Raw genomic sequence first — 19,604 nt, 5'->3', positions numbered from 1 at the left:
ACTTTTTTTGTCTACATACCTCAAGTCAATTGTGTATTTTTGCGCGTATGATTATTCTTAGATATCTATTACTTACATTATGGCGTATCTGGTTTTATATCATGATGGCAATTCCTATACTGGTTTTATTTCCGGTTTTGTTACTATTGACATCCAGAGAACAATGGTATCCACATTTCTTTGTGGTAGCAAGACTTTGGGCAGCCATTGTGTTATATGGAACTGGTTTTATCCCTAAAATAAAGAAAGAAGCAAAAATAGACTCTGATAAGAGCTATATGTTTGTCGCTAATCATACTTCTATGGCAGATATTATGCTAATGCTGTATTGTGTCAAAAATCCATTTGTTTTTGTTGGCAAAAAAGAATTAACAAAAATTCCGGTGTTTGGATTTTTCTATAAACGCACTTGTATTTTAGTAGATAGAAATAGTCAAAAAAGCAGAAAAGAAGTTTTTGACCGCGCTCAAGCAAGATTAAATAGTGGCACGAGTATTTGCATCTTTCCAGAAGGAGGAATTTCTGATGATGAATCTCTTATACTGGATGAGTTTAAAGATGGAGCTTTTAGATTAGCTATAGACCATCAGATTCCTATTCTTCCTTTGACATTTATGGATAATAAAAAACGATTTTCATATGTTTTCCTAAGTGGAAGCCCCGGTGAAATGAGAGCTTATATTCACAAAGAAATTCCGACTTTTGGGTTAACACAAGAGAATAAGAGAGAATTAAATACCACGACCAGAACTATTATTCTAAACAAATTACAATCAGAGAAGTTATAATATAAAAGTGCTAAAATAACAAAAGCTGTTCTTTTTCAGAAACAGCTTTGCCATCATTGCTATGATGTAACTAAACAACTCTAACGCTATATACTTTGTCACTATTTATCTCCTAATTCAGAAACAAATGTGCTATTAAAATTCGAAACTCACTCCTGTATATACTCCAAAATAATAAGGTTTAAAATCTTCTGCAGTCTCTTTAAACCCGTTAAACTGGTATTTAAAAATAGGCTCCATATTAATCCGGAATTGTTCTGATATTTTATAATTTAATCCTAATCCTACATTACCACTAAAGCTAACATTATTCACATTAGTTCCTTCCCCTAAATTGGTTTTAAAATCACCTGCTATTATAGAGACTTCATCATCCTCCAGAAATAACGTACTAACACCTCCTATCATACGCACCCCAAATTTCTTATCGCTAAAAGCATACGTCATTTCTAACGGAACTTCAATATACCCAAGCCTGTGGTTAAGTGATCCCAGATTTTGTTCTGTACTAAGATTTCTACTACCTAATTCATCAAAGCTTGATTCAGACCCTTGTTGATTTACAAAATCAAAGATTTCTATGTTTTGAGAATTTGTATTATAATCGATACCTTCTTCACGCTTCTGTGCAGTTGTTGCAGAAAAACCTATACCTCCTGTATTGTAACCAACATCTAATTTATTGACACCAGATCTAATACTTATTTTTTTATTTAGATTATAAGCTATCTGTACGCCATAACTCATATTTATCTGTCCGTTTTTAGAATTGTCAGAAAACTCAGAATCTACCGTTGATGCATTTCCTGTTGGATTGTAATATACCGGGGCAACAGTAGGCGCAATATCCCACTTTTTATCACTAGATGTCTGTGCTAACTTAGCAACCTCATCTTTTTCTATAATAGCATCAAAAATCGACGTTTTTGCAGAAACTGGCTCGTCTGCTTGTAACGAATCTGTTTTGGTTTTCCTTTCAACAATATTATCTTCAACTCTAAAATCCTGATCCAGAGTACTACCAGCAATTAAATTTTTCTTTTTCCTGATCGTTATACTGTCATTTTCAACAGTATTAAACAAAAAATCATTTGTCACGATATTATGATTCTTAGTATGTGAAGGATGTGTATCAGAGTTTAAAGAAACACCCGCTTTTTCTTGAGCTTGATCTAATATTCTTTCTTGTTGCGTAACGACATCCTGACTCTTTGTGCTACGACTCGCAACAACACTATTTTTTTGTTGGTTCGCATCATTGTGACCAGTCAAGCTCGTGATAGAAGTCTTTTCTTCTGCAGACACAATCGGTGTAATACTTTCTTTTGTTGAGTTATCTGTTTTTATTGTATTCGTAGTTAAAACTTCATTTTTTATATCAACATTTTGCAAAACATCTTTTTTGTATTCTCTATTTGACTTATCAGGAATATTAACAAGTTCTTTAGGAGTATCAGGAGCTTTAAGTAAATCATCTGTAGGCGTCTCATTCACTTTTTCTATGGATGGGTTGACAACCACCTGTTCTTGTTGAGAATTATTTGGGATAAGAAAAGAACCTATTAACAAAATCGCTGCTACTAATGCTGCTACTCCAGTAATACGATACCATAAAGGTAATATCAATACCCGTTTTTTACTTCCCCTTTTTGAGTTAATTTTTTCCCAAACAGAATCATCAGGAGTCACTTCAAAATTTTTGAATTTCTCCTGAAATAATCGATCTATATTCTTCTTTTCATTCATAATCATCCTTCTAATGACTGAACGCGCAGTTGTTCTTGATTTGTTTCTATTTTTTCTTTCAATATATTTCTGGCTCTTGCCAAATTGGACTTAGAGGTTCCAATAGAAATTGTCAACATTCCAGCAATTTCTTTATGGGAGTACCCATCTAGCACATACAGGGTGAATACCAAGCGATAACGATCTGGTAATTGTTGAACAATTTCTAGAAGAAAATCGAGAGAAATCTCATCTTCCTGCACCTCTACTTCTACTTCTTCTATTTGTTCTTCACTAATAATTTCAAACACCTTTTGTTTTCTAAACTTTTGTAGTGCAGTATTGATCGTGATTCTTTTTATCCAACCTTCAAAAGAGCCTTTACCCTTATATTGAGCTATTTTATCAAAAATTGTAATAAATGCATCCTGCAATGTATCCTCAGCACTCGCATAATTGTTAGAATATTTTAAACAGATAGAAAATAATTTACTACCATATAATCTATACAATTGTTCTTGCGCCTTAGCATCTTGCTTTTTACACTTTTTTATGAGTTGGTCTAAACTCACCAATCGCCCTTGTTTTAGTTAAAAAAATAAATATCCAATCAACTATAAAACAAACCAATAAACGTCTGATTTTACTCTTTAATTGGTATTCGCTAATCTGTTGTAGAAGCCTCCTCTACAACAGGAACTTCTATCGTTATAAATTCACCTTCATCCTGATCGTTCGTACCTTTCCAAAAATTAAAAATATATGATTCTTCAGATCCTACGATAAAATTTAGCTTCTCTTCAATTAATTCTGTAGGTTCAATATCTATACATTCACGATCATTAAAAACAACATTCACCGCAGCTAATGTAAGTTGATTATCAAGGGTTTCTAATTCGAAACCACTAAAAGAATGGCAATCAGAAGGTCTGTAATAAAAAACAGACACTTCGTAAGTTTCATTTCTTACAAATTCCTCTGGAATATCTACTTCTTCTATGGGCACTAATTCAAAAAAAAAATTAGTACCATCATCATCACCTAAACAGCTGGTAAGGCAAGCTGAAAAGACAAGAAGGGTAAAAATTAATATTTTTCTCATGACTTTTAATTTTGGGTATGGCACTTCACATGTAATTTAAAGATGGCTGAAAACAAATTAGGTTGCGTTTGTTTTTTTAGTTTTTTTTTAACGAACTCAAAATTGAGTCTTTACCATTATACCTAAACACAAAAAGAAGTAAGTTTTGCAATGTAAATCAAAAAGTGGCATTATTATATTTTATAAACAAAAAAAATCCCGAAAAATCGGGATTTTTAACAATCGATACAAACACCTGTTTATTCTTTTATAATTTTTATCGCTTCTTTAATTTTTTCTTCTAGCTCTTCCATAAGTTCTGGATTATCAAGTAGTAATTTTTTTACTGCATCGCGACCCTGACCTAGTTTTGTATCTTGATAACTAAACCATGAACCGCTTTTCTTAATGATCTCATAGTCTACACCTATATCAATAATCTCTCCTACTTTAGAAATCCCCTGACCATACATAATATCAAATTCTGCAGTTCTGAAAGGTGGTGCTACTTTATTCTTAACAATCTTCACCCTTGTTTTATTTCCCTGCACTTCGCTATTACTGTCTTTAATCTGTGTAGATCGACGAATATCCAATCGTACAGAAGCATAAAATTTTAGTGCATTTCCACCCGTGGTAGTTTCAGGGTTACCAAACATCACACCAATCTTTTCACGAAGCTGGTTAATAAACATAACCGTACAATTGGTTTTACTGATAGAACCAGTTAGCTTTCTTAATGCCTGAGACATTAATCGCGCATGAAGTCCCATTTTAGAATCCCCCATTTCTCCTTCGATCTCACTCTTTGGTGTTAATGCGGCAACAGAATCAATTACAATAATATCAATTGCACCAGATCGAATCAGGTTATCAGCAATCTCAAGGGCTTGCTCTCCATTATCAGGTTGAGAAATTATAAGATCATCAATATTAACCCCTAATTTTTGTGCGTAAAAACGATCAAATGCATGCTCAGCATCTATAAAAGCAGCTATACCTCCAGCTTTTTGAGCCTGCGCTATGGCATGTAATGTTAGCGTAGTTTTACCTGATGATTCCGGACCAAAAATTTCTATAACTCTTCCTTTTGGATATCCTCCTACACCCAGAGCTAAGTCCAACCCTAAAGACCCAGTCGAAATTACCTCTACTTCTTGTATAGCAGCATCACCCATTTTCATCACCGTACCTTTTCCGTAAGCCTTATCAAGCTTATCTAAAGTTAGTTTTAACGCTTTTAATTTTTCATCTTTTTCTTTATCAGTACCCATGCGCTTACTTTTCTTTTTTAATTGATTTTCGCTAAAATACTATAAGTTTTTTGCAAACCCATTTTAAAAATCAGACTAATACAACTAATTTATTAACAATGAAAATGGATCCATTAAAAGTGATTTTGAGATATAAAAATAAAATTTTAGTAACACAACGCAACCCTTTCTCTATTTCAGTATCTACTACATAAAGCAAGATAGAACAAACTAGAAAGAAAGAAGATGTAAGATGAAATTTCTTAAAAAAGTCATACAATATAATTTAACAGGTTGCACAACTACAACAATCAGTAATTGTATTGTAGAAGGTGGTTAGCTTCGTTATTTAATTTTAATCGTTACAATTGAAGTACAGTAAATTAAATAACGAATTAGCCAAAAAAATGCCTTGAAAATTAATTTTCAAGGCATTTTTTATTGAACAAACTTTATTGCAAAATCAGCAATGCCTCAGACAAACGGATAGATAGGTATCTTATTTGATTTTAATCATAGGAGTTTGTATTTTTGCCATTATAATTATTTCTTTTAACTTAAAAATGTAGGTATAGCATGCAACTGTACAACAAATTAAGCGCTAAGGAAAGGGCAGCTCTCATTGATGAAGCCGGAACGGAACGGTTAACGCTCTCTTTTTACACATATGCGCATATAAAAAATCCTGAAATATTCAGAAATCATCTCTTCATACACTGGAATGAATTAAATGTTTTAGGCAGAATCTATGTAGCCAAAGAAGGTATTAATGCACAATTATCGGTACCTGCTCCTGATTTTGAAGCTTTTAAAAAACACTTAGATAGTATCTCTTTTTTAAAAAATGTGCGTCTTAATATCGCTCGTGAGCAGGATATCAAATCTTTTCTAAAGCTTAAAGTAAAAATTCGTACTAAAATTGTTGCTGATGGACTGGATGATGGAATTTTTGATGTAACGGATAAAGGAATACACGTAAACGCCTCTACTTTTAATGAATTAATCGAAGATCCTGATACCGTATTGGTAGATATGCGCAATCATTACGAGAGTGAGATTGGTCATTTTAGAGGAGCAGTGACCCCTGATGTAGATACTTTTAGAGACTCTCTTGACCTAATAGAAGAAGACTTAAAAGATCATAAAGAAGATAAGAAACTGGTTATGTACTGCACAGGAGGAATTAGATGTGAAAAAGCCAGTGCTTATTATAAACATAAAGGATTTAAAAATGTATTTCAGCTGGAAGGTGGAATTATAGAATACGCCCGACAGGTAGAAGAACAAGGTCTAGAAAATAAATTTATGGGCAAAAATTTTGTTTTTGACCATCGCAGAGCAGAACGAATTACAGATGATGTGATCGCTCACTGCCATCAGTGTGGGCAATCGTGTGATGTACATGTCAATTGTGCTAATGAAGCTTGTCACTTGTTATTTATTCAATGTGAGGCTTGTTCTGAAGCCATGAATACCTGTTGCTCAGTAGCCTGTAAAGAGATTAACAGCCTTTCTTATGAGGAACAAAAAGAATTAAGAAAAGGTAAAGGAAATAGTAATAAGATCTTTAAAAAGGGACGTTCAGAAGTATTGAAATACAAGCAATAATACTAAAATGATATAGATACTATGGAATTAAAAGAAATCACAGTATCTTTATCGATCAAGATATCGGACATATAAAGTGTCTGATCTAAATAAGAATCATATTTGCTGCAATGCATTGCAAGCAGGTTTCAATATATAAAATAATATGGGGTGTAGTAGTTGTTCCTCCGGGAAAGACGGACAGCCAAAAGGATGTAAAAACAATGGTACTTGTGGTACAGATGGCTGTAATAAGTTAACCGTTTTTGATTGGTTATCGAATATGTCGCTTCCTAGTGGCGTATCTCCATTTCATTGTGTTGAGATCCGGTTTAAAAATGGTAGAAAAGAGTTTTTTAAAAACACGGAAAATCTTTCTTTGAGTATTGGAGATATCGTCGCAACAGAATCATCTCCAGGACACGATATTGGTATGGTAACACTGACTGGTGAGCTAGTCCGTATCCAGATGAAAAAGAAAAAGGTGGATGTGGAGAGTGAAGAGGTTAGGAAAATCTACAGAAAAGCTTCCCAAAAAGATATTGATATCTGGCAAAAAGCCCGTGATCGCGAAGAACCTATGAAGGTACGAGCACGTCAGATCGCTATTAGATTAGAGTTGCAAATGAAAATTTCTGATATAGAATTTCAGGGAGATGGTTCTAAATGTACTTTTTATTATACTGCAGAAGATCGCGTAGATTTCAGACAGCTGATTAAAGAATTTGCACAAGAATTTAACACAAGGATAGAAATGCGTCAGATTGGTTTTCGTCAGGAAGCTGCAAGACTGGGAGGCATAGGATCTTGTGGACGCGAATTATGTTGTTCTACATGGCTTACTGATTTTAGATCCGTAAATACAAGCGCTGCACGATATCAGCAATTATCATTAAACCCTCAGAAATTAGCCGGGCAGTGTGGAAAATTAAAGTGTTGTCTTAATTATGAATTAGATTCCTATATTGACGCACTCAAAGAATTTCCTAAAACAGATATAAAACTAAGAACCGAAAAGGGAACTGCAGTTTTTCAAAAAATTGATATTTTTAAAGGATATTTATGGTATGCCTATGAAGGCGAATGGATGAATTGGCATATGATTTCTGTAGCCCATGCAAATGAGATTATAGAAGCTAACAATAACAAGGAAACAGTAGCAAGTCTTGAAGAATTTGCTTCAGAGCTATTAGCAGATACTAAAGTTGATTTTGAAAACGTTGTAGGACAAGACAGTTTGACCAGGTTTGATCAACCTAAAAAGAGTAATAGAAGAAAGAAAAAGCGAAATCGTAATACTAAAAACAAACCAAAAAGTGAAGCAATAAAAAACAATGTACAAAAGCAGCATGCTTCTAAAGGGAAATCAAGAAATACTGAAAACAAATCACCAAATAAAAAAAGTAGTCAGTCCAATAGAAGACGTAAACCACAGCAGGGTAAAAATAATGACAAAGCTTAGATTTTTTATACTGTCTTTTATATGTATTGGTATCATTTCTTGTGATGATGCTCAGGTTTTTGATCAATATAAAACAGTAGCTGAAAGTTGGGAAGCGTCAGAAAAAATTGATTTTACTCTACCAAAATTAGACTCTTTAAAAACCTACAATTTATTTATTAATGTACGTAATACGGATGCTTATCAGTACAGTAATTTATTTTTAATTAGCGAAATGAAATTTCCTAATGGAAAGATAATAACAGATACATTAGAATATCAGATGGCAGCTCCTGATGGAAATTGGTTGGGCACAGGTTTTACTGATCTTAAAGAAAGTAAACTTTGGTATAAAGAGCATGTTAGGTTTACTGAAGAAGGTGAGTATAAAATAGTATTACAACATGCAATGAGAAAAAACGGAGAAGTACCCGGAATACAGTCTCTTGAAGGAATTACAGATATAGGTTTTAGAATAGAATTTGCAAAAAACCCTTAATACATGGCAAAAGCAACACCCAAATCAACAAAGAAAAAAGGAGCAAAATCTCCAGTAAATGTACTAACCTATATAAAATGGTTTTGGATCCTTTTTGCAACAGGGCTTCTTTCTGTAATCTTTCTGTTTTTACTAGCAAGCTGGGGTGCTTTTGGAGAAATGCCTGGATTTGATGAATTAGAAAATCCGCAAAACGATCTGGCTACTCAGATTATATCTTCTGATGGAGCGCAAATTGGTACTTTCTTTAAAGAAAACAGAACTCCTGTAAGTTTCGAAAGCTTGCCTCAACATTTAGTAGAGGCTTTAGTTGCTACAGAAGATGCTAGATATTATAAACATTCTGGTATTGATGGCAGAGGTACTTTAAGAGCTTTTGTATTTATGGGCACAAAAGGAGGAGCGAGTACACTCACGCAGCAACTGGCAAAACAACTTTTTCACGGCACTAAAACCAAAGGTTGGCAGAGGTATACACAAAAAATTAAAGAATGGGTTATTGCTACCAGATTAGAACGTCAATATACCAAAGATGAGATCATGACTATGTATCTCAATAAGTATGACTTTTTGAATCAGGCAATTGGTATTAGTTCAGCATCACGTATTTATTTTAATAAAGGGCCAAAAGAATTAAAAACAGAAGAAGCGGCAATGCTTGTAGGTATGTTAAAAAACTCTGCTCTTTTTAATCCGTTGAGGAGACCTGAAATGGTTGAAAACAGACGAAATGTAGTGTTAGCACAAATGGCCAAGTATGACTATTTGACTGTAGAAGAAAAAGATAGCCTGCAACAGCTACCAATGAAATTAGATTATGCTCCAGAAGGACATGCAGATGGAATTGCCACCTATTTTAGAGAATATGTAAGAAGCTGGATGGCTACTTGGGTAAGCAAAAACCCAAAAGGAGTAAATGACGAAGGAAAAAAAGAATTCTATAATATTTATAGAGATGGTCTGCAAATTAATGTCACTATCGACTCCAGAATGCAGAAATATGCAGAAGAGGCAGTGCATAGTCATATGGCTAATCTGCAAAAAGAATTTGATAAACGAGAATTAAAAAATAAAACATCTCCTTTTAGAGATCTTAATAAAAAAGAAATAGAAGGGATTATAAATAGAGCAATTCGTTCTTCTGAGAGAAGAAGAAAAATGCTCGCAGAAGACAAATCCGAGGAGGATATTCTAAAATCGTTTGATGTTGAAACAGAAATGAAAATTTTTTCCTGGAAAGGAGATATTGATACTATTATGACTCCCAGAGATTCTATTTTGTATTACAAAAAATTCTTGCGTTCTGGTATGATGTCTATGGAACCCCAGACAGGACAGGTAAAAGCTTGGGTAGGAGGAATTGATATTAAGCATTTTCAGTACGATCATGTGTACCAGGGTACACGCCAGGTAGGGTCTACTTTTAAGCCTTTTGTATATGCGACTGCTATTGATCAGCTTAAATTATCTCCCTGTGATACTTTACCTATGTCTCAAATAACAATTCCCGCAGGATCTCATGGAGTCACAGAAGATTGGTCTCCTAAGAACAGTGATGGAAAATATACTGGATATTATTCTCTTAAAAGAGCCTTGGCAAATTCAGTAAATACAATTTCTGCTCGTTTAATGGATAGAATAGGACCTGAGCCTATTCTTAGATTAGCAAAAAAAGCAGGAATAACATCAGAAATCGCTCCGGTAGCGTCAATCGCACTGGGATCGGTAGACCTTAAACTTTCAGAAATGGTAGGTGCTTATAGTACTTTTGCTAATGAAGGGGTCTATAATAAACCGGTGATGATTACCAGTATAGAAGATAAGAATGGAACTACCTTATATCAATTCGAACCAGAAACCAGAGATGTGATAAGCAAAGAGGCTGCCTATGTAACTCTTAATTTGATGGAAGGTGTAACGCAATCAGGATCTGGGGCTCGTCTTAGAAGTCGAAAATCTGATCAGTATATTTATAAAAATGTAATGACGGGACACCCGTATGAATTTAGAAATCCCATTGCTGGAAAAACAGGAACTACACAGAATCAAAGTGATGGTTGGTTTATGGGGATTGTTCCTAATCTATGTACAGGAGTATGGGTAGGTGGAGATGATAGAGCCGTTCATTTTGCTTCTACCACTTATGGACAAGGAGCTACCATGGCTCTGCCAATATGGGGTACTTATATGAAAAAGTGCTATGAAGACGAAACACTTAAAATTTCTAAAAAGGGCTTTAGCAGACCTGAGAGCCTAAGTATTGAGACGGATTGCGATGAGTATAAAAAGAAAAATAGCATTGAAGATACCGGAAGTGATGAACTTGGCTTTTAAGAAAAAAAAAAACTTGATGTAATCAACTATCCCAACTCAAGGGTACAATGTATTAATAAAATGTATTAATAATAAGACCTCTTTGTTTCAAAAATCGGAAGGCATGACTCCTTTTCTCCTGATTCTATGAACTAAACTTGAGGCAAAGCATCTAGAAATTCTGTTGATTAAAACATTCATATTACATTCTCTATTTACCATGACTTCAACAGATTTATTTTGTAGCATTAGTGCGGGATTTTAATAATCGTTTTACTACAAATGCTAGCAAGATCTTTAAATAAATTTATTCATACTAATATTGATTCTTGGCCTGTGTTCAGGCTCCTACCTATACAATACTAATTAATTCCTAAAACTACCAGTATTCAAACGATTTAGTGTTCAATTTTTAGTACTTTTAAAATGAAAAAATTGAACACTATGATTCGTAAAACAGTATCCGGCGTAACTGAAGCTACAGAAGGTGTAAAAGACAACATGACTTTTATGCTAGGAGGTTTTGGACTTTGCGGAATTCCTGAGAATGCCATTGCAGAATTAGTAAGAAAGAATATAAAACAGCTCACCTGTATTTCAAATAATGCAGGAGTTGATGATTTTGGTTTAGGATTACTACTACAACAAAAACAAATCAAAAAAATGATCTCTTCTTACGTAGGTGAGAATGAAGAATTCGAACGCCAGATGCTCAGTGGCGAATTGGATGTAGAATTAATTCCGCAAGGAACATTAGCAGAACGATGTAGAGCTGCTCAGGGAGGTTTTCCTGCTTTTTATACACCCGCGGGATACGGTACAGAAGTCGATCAAGGAAAAGAAGCTAGAGAATTTAATGGTAAAATGTATATTCTGGAACATGCTTTTCAGGCTGATTATGCGTTTGTAAAAGCTTGGAAGGGTGATGAGGCTGGAAATTTAATTTTTAAGGGAACTGCACGCAATTTCAATCCATGTATGTGTGGTGCAGCAAAAATTACCGTTGCAGAAGTAGAAGAACTAGTACCTGCAGGAAGCCTGGACCCTGATCATATTCATATTCCTGGAATTTTTGTTCAACGTATATTTCAGGGCAAACACTATGAGAAAAGAATTGAACAACGCACCGTTAGAAAAAATAACTGATTCCAGAAGAGAATGAAGATCTGGAGACTTATATAAATCTTAAAACATATATCATGGCAGTATTACGATTAGGTGATGAAGCACCTAACTTCACAGCAGAAACAACAGAAGGACAAATTGATTTTCATGAATGGTTAGGAGACAGTTGGGGCATTTTATTTTCGCACCCGGCAGATTACACTCCCGTTTGTACTACAGAATTAGGAACTGTAGCAAAATACAGCGATCAATTTAATGAACGTAATGTAAAAGTTGCGGCATTAAGTGTCGATGGAATAGAATCGCATCATGGTTGGATCAAAGACATTAATGAAACTCAGCATACTACCGTTAATTTTCCAATAATTGCGGATGAGGATAGAAAGGTATCTGAATTATATGATATGGTTCACCCTAAAGCAGATAGTCAGCTAACAGTGCGCTCTGTTTTTGTGATCGGACCGGACAAAAAGATAAAACTAACAATTACATACCCTGCTTCTACCGGGCGTAACTTTGATGAGCTTATACGAGTGATTGATTCTCTACAATTAACGGCATATCATAAAGTAGCGACGCCTGCTAATTGGAAACAGGGAGACGATTGTGTAATTTCACCATCTGTTAGCAATGAGGAAATACCTGACTTATTTCCAAAGGGTCATAAAGAAATCAAACCCTATTTGCGAATGACTCCACAACCTAAGTAAAACATAAACATACAAATAGATATGAATTATAGAGGTCATAATTAAGTGGGATGTATTCAAATAAGAAAACAATTACAAATCTGAGAAAGAAATACAACATAATATGTAGCAAAACAGGTAACTGTATTGTTTTCTGTTTTGCTACATATTATCAATCTTTTCAGTTTTCATAAAATGATAATTTTATAACTATGCTTGATAAAAATGGAATTGCAAGAAGAATTGCAAAAGAACTTCAGGATGGATATTTCGTGAATTTAGGGATAGGGATCCCCACATTAGTCGCTAATTATATACCAGAAGGAATAGAAGTTGAGTTCCAAAGTGAAAATGGAGTATTAGGAATGGGACCTTTCCCTTTTGAAGGAGAAGAAGATGCTGACATAATTAATGCAGGAAAACAAACGATTACTACATTACCAGGAGCTTCTTTTTTTGATTCTGCCACCAGCTTTAACATGATAAGAGGTCAACATGTAGATCTTACGGTACTTGGAGCGATGGAAATCTCAGAAGATGGAGATATTGCTAATTGGAAAATCCCTGGTAAAATGGTTAAAGGAATGGGAGGTGCTATGGATTTAGTAGCTAGTGCTGAAAATATTATTGTAGCTATGATGCATACCAATAGAGCAGGTGCTTCAAAATTATTAAAAAAATGTTCTCTGCCGTTAACTGGCGTAAAATGTGTAAAAAAAGTAGTCACAAATATGGCTGTGCTAGAGATTACTAACGAGGGATTTAAATTATTAGAAAGAGCTCCTGGAGTGAGTATAATCGATATCCAAAATGCCACAGAAGGATCTTTAATAATTAAAGGAAATATTCCGGAAATGGATTTGAGCTGAAAGTCACAAATTCTCTTCAGAAAGAAACGCTTTTTAAATATTTAGGCACGAATAATAATTTCAAAAAAGATTCGTTATATTGTAGTGCATTTCTAAATCATCATGTTTGTAAGAAATAACTCTCAAAATGTCAAGAAATCAATGAACTTAAACCTTTACTTTAATAACAAAAAGGTAAAATAAGTTTTAAATGTTAAAATTTAGTGTATTTCATCGATTTTTTATGTATTTAAACGTGTTTTTGTAAAATGTTTTGCATCTTTGTAGTGTAAGCAAACCATATTATTATATGGATTTAAAAATTAAAGAAAATTAATATTAAGTATAACCCCCACACATTCGTTCTATTATGAAAAAGCGCATTAATAATTTACAAAAATCAGTTAAACCTACAATTGTTCTAATTTCTAATTGTATGCATTTAGCTAAAAAAGTATTTTTGTTTATGTAATTTTTATTAAAATTACGTATCGTAACTCCCCCAAGTAGCGATAGAAAAACCTGTTAAACTATAAATAGTTTAACAGGTTTTTTTCTTTACATTTTGACCAATCTATAACAGGTCAAGTCATTGTCTATATTAATGTAGACAAAATAAACTCCCACACTAAGCAGAGATGTATCTATAGACATTATTTCTTGTTTAATAGAGGTTTGATATATTAGTTCTCCAGTTATTGAATACACATCCACCTGATCATTCTCAGATATATTTAATGCAGAAAAATCTATATAAGACATAGAACTCGTTGGATTAGGATATAAATTCATTGAATTATAATTTTCCAAATCAGCGATAGAAAGTGCGAAGTCACTATAACAGGAGTTCGTATAAGCAGAACTTAATTCTTCACTAGATGTTAATATAGCATTAGCCGATTTACAGATACATCTTCCATCACTTTCTTTGTAAGTAATATATGCAGCATCCGTTTCAAAAGCTTTTACATTACATTGCTCAAAAGTTAAGGGTCCTGTTACTGTCTGATCTTCGTGGCTCCAATTGGTAAATAACGTATCTCCTCCACTCCAAAAATTAAAACCCGGTTCTTCTGTAAATTCACAAGGGTTAAAAAATAGCACATATAGTGCTCCATCAATTCCTGCGCCTCCTCCAATATTTACAGCAATGCTTCCATCATCTCTCAGGTCACCAGCAAATGAAATCGAACGAGAAAACCTTTCCTCTGCATCGAGTGTCAAATCAAAACCGCCATCGGCATCGTTTATACGCGTATAGGTTTTTACAGTTCCATCATTATTTAAATATAAAATATATAACCATCCTTCATATTGTTGATTTGCTCCAGTAATCAAGTCATTGATTCCATCTCCATTAAGGTCACCAGGGCTACACAACGCGTGACCAAATTGTGCTCCAAACGATCCATTGGGATTAATCTCTGTTGTTAATGTATCTGTGAATCCATTTAACCCTTCCGTAATTTTTAATTTGGAGACTACATTATAATCCGTAGCATTTAAAGAAAGTATCCAAACGGCGCCTTTTCCTGCATCAGACATGAAAGCACCCACTGCGAGCTCTTTAGTACCGTCCTCATCTAGATCACCAAGCATAGCAACCTCTCTACCTCCAAATTCATCACCATCTTCCAGACCAGTTCCAAAACCTCCGTTATTGGAGTCAATAGTAACCGTACTGGAGTCAATAATTTGTGAAGATATATCTAAAAATAAGATACTAATACTACCTCTATTTGTGCCACCCTCATCCGATGCTGGGTTGCACGCTACTAAATCAATCCTTCCATCTTCATTAAGATCTCCTATAGCGGATAATCCCTGCGCAATTACGCCAACATTTTTAACGTAACTTTTTACCGTACCATCATTATTGAGATGAATAACATACATAGCAGTATTTGGTGCAGAAGGTGCAGAAACAGCTATATCCGGAATTTCATCATTATCATAATCCCCTATCCCAGCAACGCCATAACCAAAAAAATTACCTTCAGTCAATGTTTCGGTAAATCCACCTTCTATCATAGATATTTTTTGATGAGATTGCACGGTTCCATCATTATTTAGAAACAAAATATACACAGCGCCTGCATCTGTAGCTCCATCATCATCAGACCTTGCTCCTATTACCATGTCTGCTACTCCGTCATTATTAACATCACCAACTATGTCGTGATCTCTGCCAAATCGATCTCCGCCATCAATAATGCCAGTAAATCCCCCTATACCTTCCGCTATTTTGACAAAACCATCAGGACCAAATTGACTATTGGTTTGTGCTGTTAAACTTATTACCATAACCATTGTTATAATACCAAAAATGGATGTTCTAAAAATTTTCATAAGTATGTGTTGATTTGTGAGTAATTCTGTGTTACATACAAAATGAAAATATTACGTAAACCACTATTTCATATACAACTTATTATTAGACCTCTACAATTGCAAAAAGTTTATTTTCTTAAAAAAATTAATAAAAAACCTTGTGAATGATAGATTTATAAGGCAACAAATAACCGAATTAACTAAGTGATAGTTGTATTTTGAGCTTATCGCAAAAGGAAAGTACAGGTAACATTTGTAAATCTATTAGAAACTGTTATTATAAAAAAGAGAATTTTGCTTCTTTATATTAATAGGAAGTCTTACAAAAACAATAAATAAAAATTTAATTGTAAGAATTAAAAACTAAAATTAGATTGAATTATAAGTTTCTAAGAAATCAATGGTACGATACTCGCTGTAATAGGATTCGCCAGAAAGATAAAAGCCAACATGGCCACCATAATCAGGCATTTCAAGAAATAAATTAGGATTTTTCTCTGCCTTTTCTATCGGATAACAGCTTTCACCAAGAAAAGAATCATTTTTAGCATTGAGAATAAGTGTAGGAATATTGATGTTTTGTAAAAACTGCAAACTACTACATTTTGTATAATAGTCTATAGCATCTTGATAACCATGAGCTACACTAGTATACAAATTATCAATGTCTATAAGGGATCTACAAGCATTGATCTCCTCCTTATTTATATTATCAGAAAAAACTTTTTGTCGTTCTAATAATTTAGCTTTCAAATTCGTGAGGAACCGTTTTTGATAGATATAGTTATGAGGCTTATTAATTTCTGATAAAGAATTATATAGATCGCAAGGCACGGAAATCGCTACTGCAGCCATCACCTGACTCGGAATCAATCTCTTTTCACCTAAATATTTGAGCATTAAATTTCCTCCCAAACTAAAACCCACTAAAGTAATGGATGTATATGAATACTTCTGTAAAATGTGTTGTATGATAGCATCCAGGTCGTCACTAGCTCCTGCATGATAAGATTTATACTGTCTATTTACTTCTCCACTACAATTGCGCAAATTAATAGCAGCTACATTTCGATTACTTTGATTGAGCTGTTTAATTAACCCCAACATATAATGCCGTTGCGCATTCCCTTCTAATCCGTGTATAACGATCGTAAGATCCGAGCAATTTTGATCAATCGCATAACTCCAGTCAAGGTCTATAAAATCATCATCTATTAATTCTACTCGCTCTCTATCGTGAACTACTCCTTTCACCTTTCTAATAAGATTAGGGTAAATAGTCGAAAAATGATTATTTCTGAATAAGTAAGGCGGCTTATATAATGAGGGCACTACAGGCATTAATAAAGTATATTATCTTTTGGTTTTTCTTTTTCTGGTAGTTCTTTTTCATCCAACATATCCCGTAGATCAATTTCTATCGTCTTACATAATGCAGTCATAGGGACATCATTGATTCTGCCTTCAAAAGGGTCTTCACTATTACTACCTATTTTCTCCATAGTTGTAAAAATCCAGGAAATTAAAACAGATAAAGGAATCATTAAAAAAATAAACCATGATTTAAAGTGTTCCGACATATCATGCATTTCATTTTCGAAAACATTTAATAAACCAAAAGGAAGTAACAATACAAAGATCCAAGTAAAAACCGTACTAAAATATGCATATTGACGTGGAAATGGAGTATTTTTAATTCTTTCGCATTTGCCTTGAAGATTATATAATTCCTCCAATACTCCATGAAGAAGCTGCTTATCAAATTCAGTAATTTTACCAGTATCTAATAATTCTTTAACGTGTAATCCTTGATTTTTCACTAAATGTGTTGCAGGATTTTTTCGATTAAGTAAGTCTTGATATTCATTTTCAGAAACAAACGATTTAGTCGCATCACAAGCAGGGTTTTTTTCACCGTGTTTTTTAAAAAGACGCTCTACTGCTGCATTTTCTTGTATAGAAAAGGAATTGGGTTGTCTTAATTGTATACGTAGTGCATTTATCCATGCAATATGCCTGTAAATAAGTATTTTTTTTGTTTCCTTATTGTCATCCACAAGACTTAAAATCTGATTTGTCCAAGTTCTGCTATAATTAACAATACCGCCCCATATTTTTCTGCCTTCCCAAAAACGATCATAACTTTGACTATTTTTAAAACCTATATAAAATGCCACAGCAATACCTATTACAGAAAGCGGTTGAAAAGGAATATCAATAAATTTTAAATCCAAAAAGTAATATACCGAAAAAATACACGCAGTGTATATGGTAAAAAATAATATATTTTTCCAAGCATATCTCAGAATGATGTTCCAGCTAATATTTCTTTTGATATACATCTATAGTTTTTTGTCTAAAATAAGAATACGCTAAAAGTATTCAAAGCTTGATATGTATTATTATCATTTTTGAATATTTAATCAGTTTTTCTAAAAACAGAATACCTGATCTGCTAATCTATTTTAAAAGGCAAAATACAACGTATTATATTAACATTACTTTATTATGCTTGCATAATACATCTTTTGTACTTTTACATAAATAAACTCCAATTATGTATCTAAAAGAATTTGAAATCAGATGGAATGATATGGATGCTAACCGGCATCTGGCTAATAAAGCTTATATTGAATTTGCAGCGCATACACGTATGTCGTTTTTAAATGAAACAGGATTCGATCATGCTTCTCTAGGCAAATTTAATATGGGGCCTGTTGTATTTTATGAACACATTTATTATTTTAAAGAAGTTTTTTCAGGTAAGCCAGTTCGTGTTTCTTTAGAATTGGCAGGTTTAAGTGAAGATGGCACTTTCTTCGAATTCAGGCATAATTATTACGATTATAAAGGTAGAAATTTTGCTCATTGCGAAATGATGGGTGCTTGGATAGATCTAAATACTCGTAAATTAAGTCCCTTACCAGATGAGATGCAGCTGCTATTGGCAAAAATAGAGCGCCCTTCTGACTTTAAAATTCTGACTAAAGAAGATACTAGAAAGTTTGCTAAAATCCCTAAAGATTTACCTTAAACTTTAGTTGGTTTTTTTGTTGCCAAATATACTCCAATACATATAAGAATGGCAGCCAGTATCTTGATAACATCAATTTGATCGCTTCCCAGCATAATAGCAAAAACAGATGCTAAGAGTGGTTGTAAATAAATAAAAACAGCTACTGTAGTTGGTTTTAATTGTCTAATGGCAAAAATGTTACAGATATAAGTGCCAAATGTTGCAAAAAGAATTACATACCCAATTTTTAAAAAAATACTAACGGGAATATCGGTGACCTGAACATCTATTAGTTGATTATACCCGAAAGGAAGTACCAGCAAAAATCCAATGGTATACATCCATTTTATAAAAGTAAAAGGATGATATTTCTCGGTAATCTTTTTGACAATTATAATGTAACCAGCATAAGAAACTGCATTAATAAATACTAATAAATTGCCTAATGCAGGATTAGCCGCTGTTACTTGGTCTCCCTTACCATAAACAATAATGAGAAATGCTCCAGACAAGCCAATTAACATTCCTACAATTTTAAGAAAAGTTAGTTTTTCTTTTAGAAAAAAGGTGGAAAGCCCCAATACAATGATTGGCACGCTAATCATAATTACCGAAGCATTAATCGGTGAAGTAAGACTAAGTCCTTCAAAAAATGTAAGCATATTAAGTCCTACACCAAAGAAAGCCGCTGCAAAAATTCTGAAATAGTCTGTTTTGTCAATTCTTTCTTTGGGTCCCCAAAAACTAATAAACCAAAATAATAAAGAAGCACCAAAAACTCTTACTACAATAAAGCCAAAAGGCTCTATATATGCAGGCATAACATCCTTAGCAATTGTATAGTTTGCTCCATAAAATAAAGCAGCAAAGCTAGCTGCAGTAAGCGCTAAAGATCTTTTACTCATCTA

General features: G+C 33.6%; 17 protein-coding genes. 9 read left to right on the top strand and 8 right to left on the bottom strand.

Annotated features, from left to right (window positions below; genetic code table 11):
• The first annotated feature begins 47 nt into the window (after window positions 1–47).
• Window positions 48–788 carry a lysophospholipid acyltransferase family protein gene (locus ABD816_RS04075; protein ID WP_344924994.1) on the top strand — a complete coding sequence of 247 codons (741 nt, stop codon included), beginning with the start codon at window positions 48–50 and terminating at the stop codon, window positions 786–788.
• A gap of 135 nt (window positions 789–923) precedes the next feature.
• Here the strand turns inward: ABD816_RS04075 and ABD816_RS04070 are convergent, their stop codons facing one another.
• From ABD816_RS04070 to recA, 4 genes are all read right to left on the bottom strand, one after another.
• Window positions 924–2,534: a hypothetical protein gene (locus tag ABD816_RS04070; protein ID WP_344924993.1), complete on the bottom strand. Its 1,611-nt coding sequence runs from the start codon at window positions 2,532–2,534 to the stop codon at window positions 924–926.
• A 2-nt stretch (window positions 2,535–2,536) separates the two neighbouring features.
• Entirely contained in the window at window positions 2,537–3,085 is a 549-nt protein-coding gene (locus tag ABD816_RS04065; protein WP_344924991.1) for an RNA polymerase sigma factor, read from the bottom strand.
• Window positions 3,086–3,177: 92 nt separating this feature from the next.
• Window positions 3,178–3,615 (bottom strand): hypothetical protein, encoded by a 438-nt coding sequence (locus tag ABD816_RS04060; RefSeq protein ID WP_344924989.1) that lies wholly within the window; start codon window positions 3,613–3,615, stop codon window positions 3,178–3,180.
• A 239-nt stretch (window positions 3,616–3,854) separates the two neighbouring features.
• Window positions 3,855–4,868, bottom strand: a complete 1,014-nt coding sequence (recA, locus tag ABD816_RS04055) for a recombinase RecA (protein ID WP_344924988.1) — start codon at window positions 4,866–4,868, stop codon at window positions 3,855–3,857.
• A 555-nt stretch (window positions 4,869–5,423) separates the two neighbouring features.
• Between recA and trhO the strand changes: the two genes are divergently transcribed.
• The 7 genes from trhO (at window position 5,424) to ABD816_RS04020 (ending at window position 13,370) form a co-directional block, all read left to right on the top strand.
• Entirely contained in the window at window positions 5,424–6,455 is a 1,032-nt protein-coding gene (gene trhO / locus ABD816_RS04050; RefSeq protein WP_344924987.1) for an oxygen-dependent tRNA uridine(34) hydroxylase TrhO, read from the top strand.
• Between the two features lie 145 nt (window positions 6,456–6,600).
• On the top strand, window positions 6,601–7,896 hold the full coding sequence (locus tag ABD816_RS04045) for a PSP1 domain-containing protein (RefSeq protein WP_344924985.1): 1,296 nt from the start codon (window positions 6,601–6,603) through the stop codon (window positions 7,894–7,896).
• Window positions 7,883–8,374, top strand: a complete 492-nt coding sequence (locus tag ABD816_RS04040) for a gliding motility lipoprotein GldH (protein ID WP_344924983.1) — start codon at window positions 7,883–7,885, stop codon at window positions 8,372–8,374. Before ABD816_RS04045 ends, ABD816_RS04040 begins: the two co-directional genes overlap by 14 nt.
• 3 nt (window positions 8,375–8,377) lie before the next feature.
• Window positions 8,378–10,708, top strand: coding sequence for a penicillin-binding protein 1A (locus ABD816_RS04035; protein ID WP_344924981.1), 2,331 nt, complete (start codon window positions 8,378–8,380; stop codon window positions 10,706–10,708).
• 423 nt (window positions 10,709–11,131) lie between these two features.
• Entirely contained in the window at window positions 11,132–11,833 is a 702-nt protein-coding gene (locus tag ABD816_RS04030; RefSeq protein ID WP_344924980.1) for a CoA transferase subunit A, read from the top strand.
• Window positions 11,834–11,886: 53 nt separating this feature from the next.
• Window positions 11,887–12,522, top strand: coding sequence for a peroxiredoxin (locus ABD816_RS04025; RefSeq protein WP_344924978.1), 636 nt, complete (start codon window positions 11,887–11,889; stop codon window positions 12,520–12,522).
• 191 nt (window positions 12,523–12,713) lie between these two features.
• Entirely contained in the window at window positions 12,714–13,370 is a 657-nt protein-coding gene (locus tag ABD816_RS04020) for a CoA transferase subunit B (protein ID WP_344924977.1), read from the top strand.
• Between the two features lie 537 nt (window positions 13,371–13,907).
• Here ABD816_RS04020 and ABD816_RS04015 read toward each other — a convergent pair.
• The 3 genes from ABD816_RS04015 to ABD816_RS04005 all read right to left on the bottom strand — a co-directional run bounded on the left by ABD816_RS04015 (window position 13,908) and on the right by ABD816_RS04005 (window position 18,022).
• Window positions 13,908–15,698, bottom strand: a complete 1,791-nt coding sequence (locus tag ABD816_RS04015; RefSeq protein ID WP_344924975.1) for a T9SS type A sorting domain-containing protein — start codon at window positions 15,696–15,698, stop codon at window positions 13,908–13,910.
• A 351-nt stretch (window positions 15,699–16,049) separates the two neighbouring features.
• Window positions 16,050–17,021, bottom strand: coding sequence for a YheT family hydrolase (locus ABD816_RS04010; protein ID WP_344924974.1), 972 nt, complete (start codon window positions 17,019–17,021; stop codon window positions 16,050–16,052).
• Complete coding sequence (locus tag ABD816_RS04005) at window positions 17,021–18,022, bottom strand: bestrophin family protein (protein WP_344924972.1); 1,002 nt, start codon at window positions 18,020–18,022, stop codon at window positions 17,021–17,023. Before ABD816_RS04005 ends, ABD816_RS04010 begins: the two co-directional genes overlap by 1 nt.
• Before the next feature lie 215 nt (window positions 18,023–18,237).
• On the opposite strand from ABD816_RS04005, the gene ABD816_RS04000 reads away from it, so the two are divergent.
• A complete protein-coding gene (locus tag ABD816_RS04000; RefSeq protein WP_344924970.1) occupies window positions 18,238–18,714 on the top strand; it encodes an acyl-CoA thioesterase in 477 nt (158 codons plus the stop codon).
• Here the strand turns inward: ABD816_RS04000 and ABD816_RS03995 are convergent.
• Window positions 18,711–19,601 (bottom strand): DMT family transporter, encoded by an 891-nt coding sequence (locus ABD816_RS03995; protein WP_344924968.1) that lies wholly within the window; start codon window positions 19,599–19,601, stop codon window positions 18,711–18,713. The two genes, ABD816_RS04000 and ABD816_RS03995, sit on opposite strands and share 4 nt — an antisense overlap.
• Window positions 19,602–19,604 lie beyond the last annotated feature (3 nt).

The sequence above is a fragment of the Aquimarina addita genome (assembly GCF_039539305.1).
In the GTDB taxonomy this organism is placed as follows: domain Bacteria; phylum Bacteroidota; class Bacteroidia; order Flavobacteriales; family Flavobacteriaceae; genus Aquimarina; species Aquimarina addita.
The sequence above is the reverse complement of the archived record's forward strand: the minus strand, read 5'-3'. Positions and strand labels throughout refer to the sequence as shown.

Bases quoted from the DNA above. Each gene is read 5' to 3' on its own strand.
- ABD816_RS04075 (WP_344924994.1), top strand. From the start codon at position 48: ATGATTATTCTTAGATATCTATTACTTACATTATGGCGTATCTGGTTT.
- ABD816_RS04070 (WP_344924993.1), bottom strand. From the start codon at position 2,534: ATGAATGAAAAGAAGAATATAGATCGATTATTTCAGGAGAAATTCAAA.
- ABD816_RS04060 (WP_344924989.1), bottom strand. From the start codon at position 3,615: ATGAGAAAAATATTAATTTTTACCCTTCTTGTCTTTTCAGCTTGCCTT.
- recA (WP_344924988.1), bottom strand. From the start codon at position 4,868: ATGGGTACTGATAAAGAAAAAGATGAAAAATTAAAAGCGTTAAAACTA.
- trhO (WP_344924987.1), top strand. From the start codon at position 5,424: ATGCAACTGTACAACAAATTAAGCGCTAAGGAAAGGGCAGCTCTCATT.
- ABD816_RS04045 (WP_344924985.1), top strand. From the start codon at position 6,601: ATGGGGTGTAGTAGTTGTTCCTCCGGGAAAGACGGACAGCCAAAAGGA.
- ABD816_RS04040 (WP_344924983.1), top strand. From the start codon at position 7,883: ATGACAAAGCTTAGATTTTTTATACTGTCTTTTATATGTATTGGTATC.
- ABD816_RS04035 (WP_344924981.1), top strand. From the start codon at position 8,378: ATGGCAAAAGCAACACCCAAATCAACAAAGAAAAAAGGAGCAAAATCT.
- ABD816_RS04030 (WP_344924980.1), top strand. From the start codon at position 11,132: ATGATTCGTAAAACAGTATCCGGCGTAACTGAAGCTACAGAAGGTGTA.
- ABD816_RS04025 (WP_344924978.1), top strand. From the start codon at position 11,887: ATGGCAGTATTACGATTAGGTGATGAAGCACCTAACTTCACAGCAGAA.
- ABD816_RS04020 (WP_344924977.1), top strand. From the start codon at position 12,714: ATGCTTGATAAAAATGGAATTGCAAGAAGAATTGCAAAAGAACTTCAG.
- ABD816_RS04015 (WP_344924975.1), bottom strand. From the start codon at position 15,698: ATGAAAATTTTTAGAACATCCATTTTTGGTATTATAACAATGGTTATG.
- ABD816_RS04010 (WP_344924974.1), bottom strand. From the start codon at position 17,021: ATGCCTGTAGTGCCCTCATTATATAAGCCGCCTTACTTATTCAGAAAT.
- ABD816_RS04005 (WP_344924972.1), bottom strand. From the start codon at position 18,022: ATGTATATCAAAAGAAATATTAGCTGGAACATCATTCTGAGATATGCT.
- ABD816_RS04000 (WP_344924970.1), top strand. From the start codon at position 18,238: ATGTATCTAAAAGAATTTGAAATCAGATGGAATGATATGGATGCTAAC.
- ABD816_RS03995 (WP_344924968.1), bottom strand. From the start codon at position 19,601: ATGAGTAAAAGATCTTTAGCGCTTACTGCAGCTAGCTTTGCTGCTTTA.